Source organism: Desulfovibrio subterraneus, assembly GCF_013340285.1.
Taxonomy (GTDB): Bacteria; Desulfobacterota; Desulfovibrionia; order Desulfovibrionales; family Desulfovibrionaceae; genus Halodesulfovibrio; species Halodesulfovibrio subterraneus.
This window is the reverse complement of sequence record NZ_BLVO01000016.1, coordinates 463,251-479,042: the sequence shown is the minus strand read 5'-3', so window position 1 is coordinate 479,042 and position 15,792 is coordinate 463,251. Positions and strand designations below refer to the sequence as shown.

Annotated in this window: 14 protein-coding genes; 1 reads left to right on the top strand and 13 read right to left on the bottom strand. The window is 59.1% G+C overall.

Features of this window, described 5'->3' with window-relative positions; genetic code table 11:
- Positions 1-220: 220 nt before the first annotated feature.
- Positions 221-415, top strand: a complete 195-nt coding sequence (locus HUV30_RS16395; protein WP_174406580.1) for a hypothetical protein — start codon at positions 221-223, stop codon at positions 413-415.
- A gap of 89 nt (positions 416-504) precedes the next feature.
- Here the strand turns inward: HUV30_RS16395 and HUV30_RS16390 are convergent, their stop codons facing one another.
- The 13 genes from HUV30_RS16390 to HUV30_RS16330 form a co-directional block, all read right to left on the bottom strand.
- Positions 505-1,305, bottom strand: a complete 801-nt coding sequence (locus HUV30_RS16390) for a hypothetical protein (protein ID WP_174406579.1) — start codon at positions 1,303-1,305, stop codon at positions 505-507.
- Between the two features lie 165 nt (positions 1,306-1,470).
- Positions 1,471-3,207, bottom strand: coding sequence for an aldehyde ferredoxin oxidoreductase family protein (locus HUV30_RS16385; RefSeq protein WP_174406578.1), 1,737 nt, complete (start codon positions 3,205-3,207; stop codon positions 1,471-1,473).
- A gap of 157 nt (positions 3,208-3,364) precedes the next feature.
- Positions 3,365-4,204: an FAD/NAD(P)-binding protein gene (locus HUV30_RS16380; protein WP_174406577.1), complete on the bottom strand. Its 840-nt coding sequence runs from the start codon at positions 4,202-4,204 to the stop codon at positions 3,365-3,367.
- Entirely contained in the window at positions 4,197-5,267 is a 1,071-nt protein-coding gene (locus HUV30_RS16375; RefSeq protein WP_174406576.1) for a 4Fe-4S dicluster domain-containing protein, read from the bottom strand. Before HUV30_RS16375 ends, HUV30_RS16380 begins: the two co-directional genes overlap by 8 nt.
- The gene (locus HUV30_RS16370; RefSeq protein WP_243452225.1) at positions 5,264-6,226 is read right to left on the bottom strand and encodes a 4Fe-4S dicluster domain-containing protein; all 963 of its coding nucleotides are present in this window, start codon (positions 6,224-6,226) and stop codon (positions 5,264-5,266) included. The genes HUV30_RS16375 and HUV30_RS16370 overlap by 4 nt, the downstream gene beginning before the upstream one ends.
- Before the next feature lie 12 nt (positions 6,227-6,238).
- A complete protein-coding gene (locus HUV30_RS16365) occupies positions 6,239-6,703 on the bottom strand; it encodes a hydrogenase iron-sulfur subunit (RefSeq protein ID WP_174406575.1) in 465 nt (154 codons plus the stop codon).
- A complete protein-coding gene (locus tag HUV30_RS16360) occupies positions 6,691-8,649 on the bottom strand; it encodes a CoB--CoM heterodisulfide reductase iron-sulfur subunit A family protein (RefSeq protein WP_174406574.1) in 1,959 nt (652 codons plus the stop codon). Before HUV30_RS16360 ends, HUV30_RS16365 begins: the two co-directional genes overlap by 13 nt.
- Positions 8,646-9,542 (bottom strand): CoB--CoM heterodisulfide reductase iron-sulfur subunit B family protein, encoded by an 897-nt coding sequence (locus tag HUV30_RS16355; protein WP_174406573.1) that lies wholly within the window; start codon positions 9,540-9,542, stop codon positions 8,646-8,648. Before HUV30_RS16355 ends, HUV30_RS16360 begins: the two co-directional genes overlap by 4 nt.
- A 9-nt stretch (positions 9,543-9,551) precedes the next feature.
- On the bottom strand, positions 9,552-10,106 hold the full coding sequence (locus tag HUV30_RS16350; RefSeq protein WP_174406572.1) for a 4Fe-4S dicluster domain-containing protein: 555 nt from the start codon (positions 10,104-10,106) through the stop codon (positions 9,552-9,554).
- 124 nt (positions 10,107-10,230) lie between these two features.
- The gene (locus HUV30_RS16345) at positions 10,231-11,412 is read right to left on the bottom strand and encodes an iron-containing alcohol dehydrogenase (protein WP_174406571.1); all 1,182 of its coding nucleotides are present in this window, start codon (positions 11,410-11,412) and stop codon (positions 10,231-10,233) included.
- Positions 11,413-11,780: 368 nt separating this feature from the next.
- Entirely contained in the window at positions 11,781-13,133 is a 1,353-nt protein-coding gene (locus tag HUV30_RS16340) for a sigma-54-dependent transcriptional regulator (RefSeq protein WP_174406570.1), read from the bottom strand.
- Positions 13,126-14,331, bottom strand: a complete 1,206-nt coding sequence (locus HUV30_RS16335) for a two-component system sensor histidine kinase NtrB (RefSeq protein ID WP_243452224.1) — start codon at positions 14,329-14,331, stop codon at positions 13,126-13,128. The genes HUV30_RS16340 and HUV30_RS16335 overlap by 8 nt, the downstream gene beginning before the upstream one ends.
- Positions 14,331-15,473 carry an iron-containing alcohol dehydrogenase gene (locus HUV30_RS16330; RefSeq protein ID WP_174406568.1) on the bottom strand — a complete coding sequence of 381 codons (1,143 nt, stop codon included), beginning with the start codon at positions 15,471-15,473 and terminating at the stop codon, positions 14,331-14,333. Before HUV30_RS16330 ends, HUV30_RS16335 begins: the two co-directional genes overlap by 1 nt.
- Between the last annotated feature and the right edge of the window lie 319 nt (positions 15,474-15,792).

Here is a 15,792-nt window from a genome sequence, read left to right as displayed (position 1 = left end):
CTTTTTCTTGGAATACAAATCGAAAACAGGCCTGACTGGCCGCAGTCCACGACAGTCTACGCCTGCTTGCACGTCCGGCCCCGCAAACCAATCATTGCGCCCCGCATTTCCGTGCTTATGCTTGATAGTGGAGAGTACTCTGTTTGCACGGGGTGCGCAGGCCGCATGGCCGACCGGAATGCAGCCCTAACGCAGGCTGCGACAATGCAGGGAGGGCGCCATGAAGATAGCTGTCAGACTGACATTTTTCGGCGAAGAGATCACGAAGCTTGTGGATTATCCCGGCAGACCGGGCAGTCAGGGCGAGGTGATTCAGTGGCTCCTGAGCCAGACGGACCTTCAGTGGACCGACTACGACAGGGCCTCGCAGGAAGACAAAATTCTCTACCACTATGATGAGGGTACCGTGCAATAGGCACGGGGCATGCTCATGCTGAACATATGAAAACGCCTGTCCGCTTTGCGGGCAGGCGTTCTTGCTTTACGGATTCAGGGTATGAACACTCAGCGCAGGCAGAGAAACAACTCCTGCGTGTCTGTCAGGCCCAGATAATGACGGCACCCGGTATCCGCCAAGGTTGCCATGGCCGTTTCCACCCTGTCGCGGGGCAGGGCGCGGCTGCCGCTGAGTTCCGGCAACATGGCCTGCGGAATGCACATTTCGCTGCAGCAATGCGACAGGGCATGCAGCCAGCGCAGCAGCCCGTCTGCGGCAAGAGCCCCCCTGTCCCGTATCTTCAGGTCCAGACGGGGAATGGCGTTCAGGCTTTCCAGCAGCATCGGGTGCACGGCAACAAGACAGAGATCGTTCTCCCTGTTGATCATGACCTGCTGCAGAAAGGAAAACAGAAATTCGTAGCGGGCATCGCTGATATGCAGGGTTCCGGCCTCCAGCCTGCGCAGGCTGCCCCTTACTCGGGCCTGCACCATTTTCCCCGTTGTGCGCGATACCTTCTGCGCCAGTTCGCGCAGGGATATTCTGACCATGCCCTTGACCGGCACAGCCCTGTGGGTGCTGCGCAGGCAGGCGAGCAGCACGTCCAGATCGAACTGATCCAGACGCTCTCCCGTATACAGAAGCGTGAACTGGGGCAGGGCCGTGACGAGGGGGTGGCGGCTCACATGCTGGCGTTTGCGCGCATAAATGGCCTGAAAACAATCCGAAGCAAACAGCAGTTCGGGAGGCAGCTGCATGAACTGCCGCTCCGCAGGGGTTATGGTTGCACTGCCCGCATCGTGCGCGCCGTAGCGCCAGCCTATCTGCATAGGTTCCCTGTCGTGCAGGAAGCCATCGTCATAGAGCATGCTGTCTCCCCTTACGGAATGCTGTGTGCGGAATCCGGAAAGGAGCGCCGAACAACGTACGGAGGACGTGGCGCGCCGTAAACGCTCCTTTCCGGAAAAACGGCCGAACACCTGTTTGCATTCTACCAAACCCTGTCAGGAGTCCGGCCGCATACACCGTAGTCACTAGAAGTTGTACACGGAATCCAGTTCCGCTTCCGGCACGTCAAAGACAACGCCGTGCGGGGCAAGCGGTTCACGCGTGAAGTAACGCGGCAGGCGGTCATGGGCAGGACCGAAGCCCGCAGCCTTGTTGAATTCACGCTCCATGCGCAGAATATCCTGCCCTAGGGCCACAACATCGCCGCCGGTCAGCTTGAGGTCGTACATGGCGTTGATGCTGTCCACCATGGCATCGAAGGTTTCGGACTGATCGAGAATGGCAAAGGCAATGAACAGGCAGTAGCCCGTGGCGTCCAGCGCGGCGGTAGCTATCTGCAGGCTGCGGGAAAGCTCGGCCTGCCCTTCGGAGCCAAGCGGGTTCACATGCCCGCCCACGCTCAGAATGTTGGTGGCAACGGCATAGCCTGCGGTGTGGTCGGCGCCCTGCGTGGTGGTTGCATAGGTTACCCCTATGCCCTTTACCGCACGCGGATCGTACGCAGGCATGGCCTGATTCTTGACCACAGGCGCGCGTTCCAGCCCGTAGCACTTGGCCGTGACAGCCGTACCCGCTCCGAGAATGCGGCCCAGCGGCGTGCCCTTGCCCACCTGATGGATAAGGTTGATGGCCCCTTCCTTGTCGCCGAAGGGAATAACACCCGCCTCCATGGCAACGCCGATGGTGGCACCCATTTCAATGGTATCCAGCCCGTAGTCGTCATCAAGACGGTCCATCATGGCTATGGCGTCCAGATCGTCAATGCCGCAGTTGCCGCCATGCGACCACACGGTTTCATACTCCGGCTGCTTGGTCAGGTAGTTGCCTTCCTTGTCCACGTAGATGCCGGAACACTTGATCACACAACCCTTGTGGCAACCATGGGTCGGGTTGCCACCGCGTGCACGTTCCAGTTCGGCCTGTGCCTCTCCGGAAATGCTGCCTGCCCCCTCGAACCGTCCCGTGGAGAAGTTGCGGGAGGGGTAGCCCCCGGCCTCATTCAGGATATTGGTCAGTATATTGGTTCCGAAGGCAGGCAGCCCGGTGCCAGTGACAGGATGGCTTTTCAGCCCTTCCACAAATTTCTTGTTGGCGGCCTTGAAGGCTTCCGGCAATGCGGGTTTGCGGATGGAGGCCTTTTCCGCATTCACGATAATGCACTTGAAGCCCTTGGAGCCCATGACAGCGCCCACCCCGCCGCGACCGGCATGCCGCGTGGGCCGGAACTCGGGGTCCGTGACCGCGATGGTGGAGTTGGACATGCGCATTTCACCGGCGGTGCCGATGCTGATGAGCGAAACCTTGTCGCCGAACTCTTCCTGCACCTTGTCACGCAGGGCATAGTTGGGGAGCATGCGGTATTCGTCCGCAGGTTCCACCTTTGCGCCCTTCTCGTCGATGACAAGGCGATACAGGGCATCGCCCTTGGCCTCTCCTTCGAAAATGATCGCGGCATAGCCCAGCTTGGCAAGCGCCTGCGCTGCCGTGCCGCCCGCATTGGCTTCCTTGATGGTGCCGGTGAGCGGGCTCTTGCAGCCTACAGACAGACGCCCCGAGGTTGCGGCCGCCGTACCGCTCATGAGTCCGGGAGCGAACACAAGCTTGTTTTCAGGCCCCAGCGGATGGCAGTCCGCAGGCACTTCCGCGCAGATTACCTTGGAGGTCATGCCTCTGCCCCCCAGTCCGGCATAGGTGCCGATGGAGTGCGTGGTCAGGGCCGGTATTCCGGTGCCGTTGCACCGCACACGAAGAATGGTATCCATGGATTCTCCTTCCCTGCTGTTACCGCACGTTGCGATCCAGGCTGCCCTGAAACCTCCCGGCTCCGGCAGCGGCCATGCAGCTGGCCGTCTGCCGGTAACGCCTTCCGCAGGGGCGGCACCACGCCGCCCCCACGAAAGAATTGGAGGTTCGGAATATCTACATTTCGGCGGGGAGCTGCTTGAGCTGCGCCAGCGTATACACAGGCCCGTCCTTGCAGACGTAGCTTGTGCCGATGTTGCAGCGGCCGCAGATGCCCACGCCGCATTTCATGCGTTTTTCGAGCGTGGTCACGACCTGTTCGTCGTTGAAACCGAGTTCCTGCAACGCCTGCACCGTGAATTTGATCATGATGGGCGGGCCGCAGGTGACGGCCACGGTATTTTCCGGACTGGGATTGATCTCGCGCAGAATGTTGGGAATAAGCCCCACCTTGTGCTTCCACTCCGGCGTGCCGTTATCCACGGTCAGCACGGTGTGCATGTCCTTGCGCTTCAGCCATTCCTCCACTTCATAGCCATAGGCCATGTCGCGGGGGCTGCGGGCGCCGTAGAGCAGGGTGATGTCGCCGTAATCCGCACGGTTATCCAGCATGAAGAGCAGCAAGGTGCGCAGCGGGGCCATGCCGATGCCGCCGCCGATAAACACGATGTTCTTGCCCTTCATGGACTCGTAGGGAAAAGCATTGCCCAGCGGAGCGCGCACGCCGATCTGGTCGCCCGCTTTGAGGCGGTGCAGACGGCCGGTCAGCTCGCCCACCTTCATGACGCTGAACTGCAGGTAGTCCTTTCTGGTGGGCGGGGAGTTGATGACAAAGGTGGATTCACCCACGCCAAGCACGGAAAGCTGGCCCACCTGACCGGGCTCGAAGTTGAAAGCCCGCATTCTCTCTTCATTATTCAGGACCACGCGAAAGGTCTTGATGGCAGGCGTTTCCTGCACCACCTCCACAATGGTGGCCATATCCGGCAGATACACATTGGGTGGATTGCTAGTCATGAGCGTGCTCCCGGGCTGCGTCTGCCTGCTGTATGGCGCAGGCAACGGCGTTGCGGATATCAAATGATACAGGACAGTTGGAAACGCATCTGCCGCAGCCCACACAGGCAAGCGTTTTATCATGCAGCTGCGGATAATAGCTGAATTTGTGCCCTATGCGGTTGCGCATACGGTGCGCCTTGGTCGGGCGCGGATTATGCCCGCTGCCTTCAAGGGTGAACTGGCTGGACATGCAGTTATCCCATGTGCGGATACGCCTGCCCGATTCGCCGCGAGTTTCGTCCGTGATGTTGAAGCAGTAGCAGGTGGGACACAGGTAGGTGCAGGCGCCGCAGCTCAGACAGGCTTCCGCCGTCTTGTCCCAGAAGCCCAGATCACCGAACAGCGAGAGCAGGTTGCGCTCCATGTCGAGGAAGGAACTGCGCTCCGGCACATGCTCCAGTATCCTGTTGCGGGCATTGAGCGCCTCCTGCCGCAGACCTTCCGCCTTCATGAAGCTGGTGCTCTGCAGCAGCTCTTCGCCCTTGGGGGTCAGCGCCTCGGCCACATAGCCTGCCTTGAGCGGGGTGAGCAGCACATCCGAGCCTGTGGCATCCACGGGGCTGCCGCCCACGCGGTCGCAGAAGCAGGTATCATCCTGCTCGGAACAGGCAAGGGTGACGATGGTGGCGTTGTTTCTGCGGGCCGTATAGTACGGGTCCTTGACCTGCTCGCCGTTGTACACCCTGTCGAAAATCTGCATGGCGCGTGCATCGCAGGGACGCGCACCAAAGACCACGGCCTTGCCCTGCGGCAGTGTGGGCCGCAGCTCCACATGTGTCTTGTAGGGCGGCTCAAGGGTTTTGGTCGTTTCATATTCGAAAAGCGTTTCACAGGGGGGCAGCAGCGCCCGTTTGGCGGGAGTGGTGGAAAGCTGCGAAAGCTCTACGCCCCGTGCGGGGTCGAACTCGCAGAACACAATGGTGCCGCCATGCTGCGCGGGTGCCAGCACGGTTCTGTCGCGGCTCAGTTCTTCCAGCCACGGGGCAATGTCACGGGCCTTGAGAAAACGAACGGTACTCATCGTGCATCCCTCTCCTTGATGTGTTCTTCCTGCTGGCGGAACATGAAGAGCGGCGGAGTGTTCTCCGCATCCATGCCTGCCTGATAGTCGAACAGGTGCTTGATCCGCCGGTTCAGGGCCTGCTTCATGGCGAGCACGGGAATGCCCATGGGGCAGGCGCGTTCGCATTCGCCGCATTCGGTGCAACGGCCTGCGGTGTGCAGGGCATGAATGGCCTGAAACATCAGCTTTTCCCGCGGGGTGTCGGACTGATCAAGCCAGTGCGGATCGCGGCTCTGTGCCACGCAGCTATCCTTGCAGACGCACAGCGGGCAGGCGTTGCGGCAGGCATAGCAGCGAATGCAGCGGTCCATGCTCTCTTCCCAGAAGGCAAAACGGGCGGCCGGTTCCATGGCATCCAGCCTGTCCAGCGAGCTTTCCGGTGCTTCGCCGGTCAGGTGGCAGCCGGTGCGCTCCGTCACCATATGGTCATGGATGAGCGGAGTCTGGCTCTGGCAGCTGTAGCACTTGTCCATCAGCACATTGTGCAGGGGAACCGTGTGCGTGCCTTCGTCCGTGGTGACGGAAACGATGTCCTTGCCCGTCTCCACCGACCGTAATTTCTCGCCGCCCACGGCCTCGCGCACCTTGCGGATGTTGATCGCGCCGGTGCAGGAAATGCCGAAGATGGTAATCTCGTCGCGGTTGATCAGGTTTTCCTGCAGCAGCTCGATAATGGTGCGGCTGTCGCACCCGCGGGTGACAATGCCCACCTTGCGGCCCTTGAGCGAAGGCAGATAGGCGGCAAGGTTCTGCACATGCATGGGACCGAAATCCAGCCTGTCCAGATCTTCGTCGGTCGCGATGAAAAGCGGGGTGCTGGTCATCGGGCTGAAGCCGGATGTCCATGCCAGCACCACATCCAGCCCTGGCAGGGCTTCTGCAATGAGCTTGCGCAGTTCCAATGTATGCTGTGACACGTTCGGGCCTCCTCAGATTGCGGTCTTCATGCCGGTTTCGACCGCAACAGCAGCACAACTGCTGAAGGATGTTGCAGGGCCAAGTTCATGGATGCGGGCGGTGAAATCCGAGACGACCTGTTTCCACTTCTGCCCTTCCGATGCGGAAACCCAGGTGTAGTGAAAACGCTCGGGCTGAATGCCCATGACGTCGAGCAGTTCGCGCAGAACCTCAAGCCTTCTGCGGGCATAGAAGTTGCCTGCAGTGTAGTGGCAGTCGCCTGGATGACAGCCGGAAACCAGCACGCCGTCCGCACCGTTGAGAAAGGCGCGCACCACGAAGAGCGGATTCACGCGCCCCGTGCAGGGCAGCTTGATGACGCGCAGGTCCGTGGGCTGGGCAAAGCGTCCCACTCCGGCGGTGTCTGCGCCCCCGTAGGAGCACCAGTTGCAGAGAAATCCCACAATGCGCAGTTCTTTTCCTTCTAGTACGGGCATAAGGCGTTCACCTCGGCAAGAATCTGGTTATCGGTAAAGTGCTGAAGCTGAATGGCCCCCTGCGGACAGGTTACTGCGCAGACGCCGCACCCCTGACAGACGGTTTCCACAACCGATGCCTTGGGCATGCCGCGGAACTCCGTCATTTCAATGGCCCCGAAGGGACAGGTGGATTCGCACTTGGCGCAGCCCACACAGCGCTGTATGGCCACGCTGGAAACCTGCGGGTCGCTGGCGAGCTTGTCCTTGGAGAACAGCGCCTGCACCTTGCTGGCGGCCGCGCTGCCCTGTGCCACGGAGGCGGGAATGTCTTTGGGCCCCTGACAGGACCCGGCCAGATAGACCCCTGCCGTGTTGGTTTCCACGGGCTTGAGCTTGGGGTGGCCTTCCATGAAGAAGCCGTAACCGTCGTAGGAAATGCGCAGCTTTTCGGCCAGCGCACCGGCTCCCTTTGATGCCTCCGCACCCACGGCCAGCACAACGAGGTCGGCTTTCACCTCCACCTGCGAGCCCATGATGGTATCGGCACCCTTGACCACATAATAGCCGTCGCGGGGCTGGATGGTGGAAACACGACCGCGGATGTAGCGCGCGCCGTATTCTTCCATGGCTCTGCGGGTGAACTCGTCATAGAGCTTACCGGGCGAGCGGATGTCCATGTAGAAGACGTGGGACTGGGAATCCGGGATGTGGTCTTTGGTCAGAATGGCCTGCTTTGCCGTATACATGCAGCAGAAACCGGAACAGTACGGGCGGTTCACCGAAGGATCGCGCGAGCCCACGCACTGGATGAACACGATGTTCTTGGGTTCCCTGCCGTCGGAGGGACGCTTGATGTGCCCCCCCGTCGGGCCGGATGCCGAAAGCAGGCGTTCGTACTGGATGGATGTGATGACATCCGGATATCTTCCACCGCCATATTCCCCGTACAGGGTATGGTCGAAAAGATCGTAGCCGGTGGCCGCGATAATGGCTCCCACCTGTTCCTGGACAATCTCGTCCTGCTGCTCAAAGCGTATGGCCTGCGTGGGACACAGCTTGGCGCAGGCGCCGCACTTGCCCTTGGAGAGCATGATGCAGGCATTCGCATTGATCACGGCCTTCTTGGGAATGGCCTGCGGGAAGGGGATATTAATGGCCGTGGTGGTACCCACGCCTTCATTGAAGCGGTCTTCTGCCTTTTTGCTGGGACATTTTTCCATGCACTGGCCGCAGCCGGTGCAGGCTTCCCAGTCCACGTAGGTGGCCTTTTTGCGGATGGAGACATCAAAGTTGCCCACAAACCCGTTCACGCTTTCCACTTCCGACATAGCGTAGAGCGTGATGTTGGGATGCTGGGCCACGTCCACCATGCGGGGGCCGAGAATGCAGCTGGAACAGTCCACGGTGGGGAAGGTCTTGTCCAGTTTGGCCATCTTGCCGCCAATGGTCGATTCGCGCTCGACGAGAATGACTTCAAGCCCGCCGTCCGCGCAGTCCAGCGCAGCCTGGATGCCCGCCACACCGCCGCCTATGACCATGACGCGCTTGTTTATCTCGAACTCGCCCGCGTGCAGCTCGGTATTGTTGCGCAGCTTGGCAACGGCCATCTGCACCAGTTCCGCGGCCTTGTTGGTATTGAGCTCCTTGTCTTTGCCAATCCACGAAACATGCTCGCGGATGTTGGCCATTTCAAAGAGGTATTTGTTCAGACCGGCGCGTTCCAGCGTCTTGCGGAAGGTTGCCTCGTGCATGCGGGGCGTGCAGGAAGCAACAACAATGCCGTCCAGCCCGTAATCTTTGATGGCGTCAATTATGCCCGCCTGTCCCGGTTCGGAGCAGGCGTACATGGTGTCCGTGGCAAAGGCCACGTCCGGGAAGCTGCGTGCCGCTTCCGCAACCTTTTCCGTATCCACGGTGCCTGCGATGTTTGAACCGCAGTGGCACACGAAAACCCCTATATTCATCGTGCTGGCTCCTCTTGGGCAGGTGCTCCGACCTGTTGCAGGGCTCTGGCAGGGCTCACGCACAGCTTGTCCATGCGCAGGCAGGATTCGTGCTGCCCCAGCGCCAGACCCGCGAGCTGGGTGTAATAAAAGATCGGCATACGGTGTTGCGTTCCGTTGGCCCTGTTTATCTGGTTCTGGCGCAGATCAAGGTTCATCTGGCACATGGGGCAGGCGGTGACGATGGCATCCGCCCCCAGCGAGGCCGCTGTATCGAGAATACGACCGGAAAGGCGGGTAACAAGCTCGCGCCGCACAAGGCCCAGCGAGGCACCGCAGCAGTCCACCTTGTGGGGGAAGGGCAGCACCTCGGCCCCCAGAGCCTGCATGAGCCTGTCCAGACTGGTGGGATTCTCAGGGTCGTCAAAGGTCATGACATCCGGCGGGCGGTTCATGATGCACCCGTAATAGGGAACCACCTTCAGGCCCTTGAGCGGCTTGGAGACATGCTCGGCAATGGCCTCGGGCGAGCAGTGCTCGATAACGGTCTGCAGCACGGAGCGGATGGGCAGATCGGCGCGCACGGGGCGCTCCACAATATGCTCCACCTTTTCGTGAAACCCCTTGCGCTGCATGCGCAGGCTGGTGGTCTTCAGATTCTTCAGGCAGCTGGGACAGGGGGTGATGATGCCTTCCACGTCCATGCTCTCTGCAATGGCGAGGTTGCGCGCCACAAGGCTGGCCGAAAGAAGGTGATCGCTGGCATGGGCCGGAGTGGAGCCACAGCAGTTCCAGTCCGGAATATCCACCAGCTCCACGCCCAGTGACTTGCACAGGGCGCGGGTGGAAATATCGTATTCGATGGAGGAGCCCATGGCGGAGCATCCGGGGTAATAAGCATATTGTCTGGTCATGCGGTCTCCCTAGCGCTGGTCCCTGAAGCGGGCGAAAATACGCTGCACTTCATCCGGATGTTTGATGGCATGCGGACGCAGCCCCAGCTTGCCCTTGCCTATGGCAACAGGAGCAAGGTCGGCATCGGTCCAGAACCGGCCGGTGCGTCGTACGAAGTTGGCCATCATGCCTGCCTCGAACACACGGCCGTATTTTTCCACGGAGCTGAGAAAGGCGTCCCACATATGCCGGACAGGGGGTTCCGCCACCAGCCCTTCACGCCGCGCCATGTGCCGCAGCACGTCCATGATGCGGGCAACGTCTATCTCGTTGGGGCAGCGGGTGGTGCACGTCTCGCACGAAGCACACAGCCATATGGCCTTGGAGGAAAGCACGGCGTGCTTTTCTCCGGCCTGCAGCAGGCGCATGAGCCGGTTGACCGGAATGTCGTAGGCAAAAGAGAGCGGGCAGCCTGCCGTGCAGTTGCCGCACTGATAGCAGCGGGTAAGGTTCTGTTCGCTGCCTTGTTGCACTTCTTTGAGGAAATCTTCGTCAAAACGGTGGGTTGCACTGGGGGTGGGCATCAGCTTCTACTCCGTTTTTAGGCAAGGGGCTCCTGTGCCCTGCTGCGGGGGTTACGCAGCAGGGCTGACAGGAGCAAAGGGACTGGGTGAAGGGGGAGGGGGCTTTCTCCCCCCTGCTACGGGGTTACAGAGCTGCCTGGTAGATGGCCGTGACGTCGCTGTCCTTGGGACGGCGGGGGTTAGTCAGGCCGCAGGCATCTTTCTGTGCATTGGAGGTCATGGTGGGGATGTCTTCGGCCTTCACGTCCTTTCCGTAACGCTTGCCGAGTTCGATGAGGCCGGAAGGAATGCCCACGTCAGAGGAAAGCTGACGGATGGCAACAAGCGCCTTTTCGGCGGCTGCTCTGGGGCTCAGGCCTTCGATGTTTTCACCCATCCAGGTTGCCATTTCGGCAAAGCGCTCAACCCGGGCAATAAGGTTGAACTGTTCAACGTGCGGCAGCAGAATGGCGTTACATTCGCCATGCGGCAGATCGTAGAAGCCGCCCAGCTGGTGAGCCATGGCGTGCACATGGCCGAGGCTGGCGTTGTTGAATGCCATACCGGCCAGATACTGTGCGTAGCACATACCTTCGCGGGCATCGATGTCCTGACCGTTGGCAACGGCACGGCGCAGGAACTGGAAAATGAGCTTGATGGACTTTTCGGCGCAGGCGTCGGTCATGGGGGTGGCTATGGTGGAGACATAGGCTTCTACGGCGTGCGTCAGGGCATCCATACCGGTGGCTGCGGTCAGGGCAGGAGGCATACCCATCATGAGCAGCGGATCGTCGATGGCGATGGTGGGAGTAACACGCCAGTCAACAATGGCCATCTTCACCTTGCGGGAGGTATCGGTGATGATGCAGAAACGGGTCATTTCAGATGCGGTGCCGGCGGTGGTGTTCACCGCAATATAGGGGGGCATGGGCTTGGTGGACTTATCCACACCTTCGAAGTCATGAATCTTGCCGCCGTTGGCAATGACGAGACCCACGCCCTTGCCACAGTCATGCGAGCTGCCGCCGCCAAGGGTGATAAGGGAGTCGCACTTGTTCTTCTTGTAGACTTCAACGCCGTCGTGCACGTTCTTGTCAGTGGGGTTGGGTATGGTTTCGTCATAGACCACGCAGTCCATGCCGTTGGCCTTGAGCAGATCGACTATCTGCTGGGTAATCCCTACAGCGGTGATACCCTTGTCGGTTACCAGCAAAGGTTTTTTGCTGCCAAGCGCCTTGATCTTGTTGGGGATTTCCTTGTGGGACCCAATGCCCATAAGAGTTACGCTGGGAATAAAGAAACCATACACTTCCTCTCTTACTGCCATAACGCTCTCCTACCATTCTGGTAATGCTTTGGGTTGATGAGAAGTATTTAACGGCTCGCCGCAACGTTGATACCTGTTATAGGCAAGTGCTGTGCCAAGCGTGATTCTCAATACTTTGCAGCGCGTTACAGGAAATGCGCACGAATTTGATGTGACACTTACATGGACCACTGTAGTCATCTCACCCTACCGGCGTGGTAGGATCTATCATTAATCTCATAAACTTCGGCATGTTATGTCGCAGTGTCGAAATGACCCTGCAAAACACCCCGTTTGGGTCAGAATGACACAGTGATTCATAGTGATGCAAAATGAAGCGGGGCCTTCTTGCGAAAGCCCCGCTATTCTCATCATATCTACCTGTAATTTCATGAGATAGAATATTTCTCCAGCTTCCGGTACAAGGTTTTCCTGCCAATACCCAGCGCTTCAGCCGCGTGCAGGCGGTTGCCGTTGAAGAAATTGAGCGCCCGCAGAATGTGTTCCCGTTCCACCTCGCCCAGCGAAAATATGCTGTTGCCCGCGCTGCGTCGCTCGGCAGCCTTGGCTACCAGTTCCTGCGGCAGGGCGCGGTCCGTGATGACGTTGTTTTCGCAGAGTATGAGGCTGCGTTCCAGCACGTTGCGCAGTTCACGCACGTTACCCGGCCAGTGATACGCCAGCAGGGCCTGCATGGCCTTGTCTGATATGGCAGGAGGTTGCTGGCCGAAGTTGGCTGCCATGCGCCCGAGAAAGTGCTCCGTAAGCAGAGAAAGGTCTTCCTTGCGTTCCTTGAGGGGCGGAATCTGGATATTGAACACGTTGATGCGGTGATAGAGCGCCTCGTTGAAGGTGCCGTCTTCCACCCCCTGCGTAAGGTTGCGGCTGGTGGCAAAAATGAAACGGATATCGATGCAGCGCTCTGTCTTTTCGCCCACCCTGCGATAGCGCCGGGCTTCCAGCACGCGCAGCAGCGAGCCTTGCAGCTCAAGCGGCAGCTCGCCTATTTCATCCAGAAACAGTGTGCCGGTATCGGCAAAGCCCAGCAGGCCTTCGCGGTCATCCGTTGCCCCCGTGAAGGAACCCCGGGTGTGCCCGAAAAGCTCGCTGCGGATAAGTTCCTTCTGCAACGTCGCGCAGTTCTTGATGATGAACGGCTTGTCGCTGCGGGTGCTGGCATTCTGAATGGACTGTGCCACAACGTCCTTGCCGGCCCCGCTGTCGCCCGTGATAAGCACGGGCACCTCGGTGGGTGCCACCTTGTTAATGAGAAAGCGCAGGTGCTTCACCACTGAAGAATTGCCCACCAACTTGGATGGCGGGGTGCTCGTCTTGGTGTGCCGGAAGGTTCTGTTTTCCCGCTGCAGGCAGGAACGCTGATAGGCGCGCTCCACCACCAGTTCAATCCTGTCCAGATTGAAGGGCTTGGGAATGTAGTCATACGCACCTATGCGCATTGCCTCCACGGCGTTGTCGATGTCGCCGTGACCGGTAATGAGTATGATCTCCACGTCGGGGTACATGCTGCGAAATTCCGTCAGCAGATCCAATCCGTCCGCATCCGGCAGGCGGATATCGGAGATGATGACATCAAACCGCTTCTTGTTCAGCTTCTCACGGGCCGCACGCCCGCTGGAAGCCGTTTCAACCGATCGTTCCGTTGTGGCCAGTTCACGCTCAAGCAACTTAAGAATGGATTCTTCGTCATCTATGACGAGAACATTGTAACTCTTACTATGCATGTACTCCTGCCTGTGTTTGCGGCAACGTGACCGTAAAGCACGTGCCCTCCCCGAGTGCGCTCATGATGCTGATGTCTCCCTCGTGCTCCTGAACAATGGCGTAGCAGGTGGCAAGGCCGATTCCGATGCCCTTGCCCACCGGCTTTGTGGTGAAAAACGGCTCGAACAGCTTATTGAGTTTGTCTTCCGGAATACCGCAGCCCGTGTCCTGCACTATCAGACGCACGCCCTGTGTTTCCGGTGCATGAACGGTGGTCACGATGACGGTTCCGTTATCTTCTATGGCGTCCACGGCGTTGGTCAGCAGGTTCAGAGCCACCTGCTTGAGCTGGGCCTCGTCGCCGATGATATGTGGCAGCCCCCGCTGCAACTGCAATACGACCTTGAGGCCGGGACGCTTCTTGAAATGGTGCTGGAGAATGCGCACGGTATCTTCCACCACGGAATTGATATCCACCGGCTGAAACGCCGCCTTGGTGGGACGGCTGAAGGTGAGCAGCGTCTGCACGATGGCCTGACAGCGCTGGCATTCCTTCAGAATGGTATCCGTGTATTCCTTGAAGTCGTCTATGAGCTTTGCATCCACCACCCCTTCAAGCTTGGGAATGCGCCGCCGGATGCCTTCTGCAAAGCCGGATACCGCCGTAAGCGGATTGTTTATCTCGTGCGCCACACCGGCAGCCAGCACACCCATGGTGGCCATTTTCTCAGCCTGATAGAACTTGGCCTGATATTCCTTTTCCATGGTCACATTGCGCTTGAAGATAACCACCTGATGTTCCTTCAGGTGCGGGCTCTTGAGCGGCGACGAAACCATCTCGAAATGCATGTTCCGGTTTGCGATGCGGAAGATGGCCGTCTCCTTGCACACCGTATCGTGCCGCAGAGACTGGAAGGCCGGACAATTGGGGCAGGGAACATTGTTGCCCGTGAACAGCTCGTAGCAGTATTTGCCACGCGGGTCCCCGTCGGGGAAAATTTCCATGAACACGTGGTTCACGGAGATGATGCGCATGTCTTCCGAGAGCACCATCATCAGGTCGGTAATGCCTTCAAAAATTGCGGCTATCTCTCTGCGCTGCGCTTCGGATTTCTCATGGCTGGTCTTCAGTTCCACAATGGTCTGCTGCAGTTCCTGAAAGAAGTTGAGCTTGCTGTGCTCAATGCCGATGAGGTCCTGAATAGTGGTGTTTTCCATCACCATGCCTCCTCACAGATACGGAGAAGGTCCTGCCACGAAGCCTGTCTGGGGTTGGTTATGGTGCAGGTGTCGCGTTCGGCCATGCGGCAGATTGCCTCCATGTCCGAGTTGGTCGGCAGAATATCGCGCAGGCGGGTGGTCACCCCGAGCCGGACAAACATTTCGTGCAGGGCGTCTATGCCCTTTTCGCCAAGGCAGCGTTCCGAGCAGATGCGCGGGCCAAGCACTTCCTTGCCGATGCAGGCCATCTTCTTTTCCGAGGCAGGCAGGTTGAAGCGCATGACCACGGGCAGCAGAATGGGGTGCACCAGTCCGTGCAGCACGTCGTAGCGCCCGCCTATGGAGTGCGCCAGAGAATGGCCTATGCCGAGCCCCGCGTTGCTGAACGACATGCCCGCCGCTGTGCTGGCAATGCTGAGCTGTTCCAGAGCATGCAGGGAGCGGGTTTCCACTGCCTCGTTGATGTTGTCGAGGATAAGACGGATGGAAAGCAGCGCCTGATGCTCGGTAAAGGGCGAGGCGGCCTTGGAGACATAGGATTCCACCGCATGTGCCAGCGCATCCACGGCCGAGGCGATGATAAGCTCAGGCGTCTTGGTGGTGAGCATGGTGGGGTCTATGATGGAAAGGTTGGGTACCAGCGAGCGGCTGATGATGGACATCTTCACCTGCCGTTCCACGTCGGTGATGATGCTGTATTGCGACATATCCGAGCCGCTGCCCGCCGTGGAGGGGATGAAGATCATGGGCGGCAGCGGCCGCATGATCTTGTTGGCGCCTTCGTAGTCGCGGATCTGGCCGCCGTTGCCCACGATGGTGGCAATACCCTTGGCCGCGTCTATGGGGCTGCCGCCGCCAAGCCCGATAATGACATCCGCCTGCGCTTCCCTATACAGGGCCGCACCTTCGTGCACCTGATGGTCGCGCGGGTTGGAGTCCACGTTGTTGAAGTAGACGCAGTCCAGCAGGTCTTCTTCCAGCAGGCCCTTTATCATGGAGACCCACCCTGCCCGCTCCAGCCCGTCATCGCTGACCAGCAGCACCCGGCGTGCTCCCAGCCTGCGGGCGCATTGGGCAAGGTGTTTCGTGCTCCCTTTACCGAAAATGATCTCCGGAATGGCAAATTTGGTTACCAGCATGTTCCTTCCGTTGCAGCTAGAGGTGGCCCCCCGATACGGCACGTAGTCGGTACCGGCGAAGGTACGGCGCGTTATAGTATGACTGACACATAGCAAGAAGACGGCCAAAGTGACTCACTCCCTCTTGCAGGTGGTCAAATTGACACAGCGACTCTGAAAAGGCGATTGTCCTCAAACTACAAATTCAAATAATACAGCATAATAGATATTCTGCTCGTAAACAGATCACCAAGGCAAAATACGCCTGAGTCACGCCCCCGCGCCTCTCTTCGGCCTTGCCAGCCGAAGAGAGAGTTACTCTCACTGTGTCACAATGACA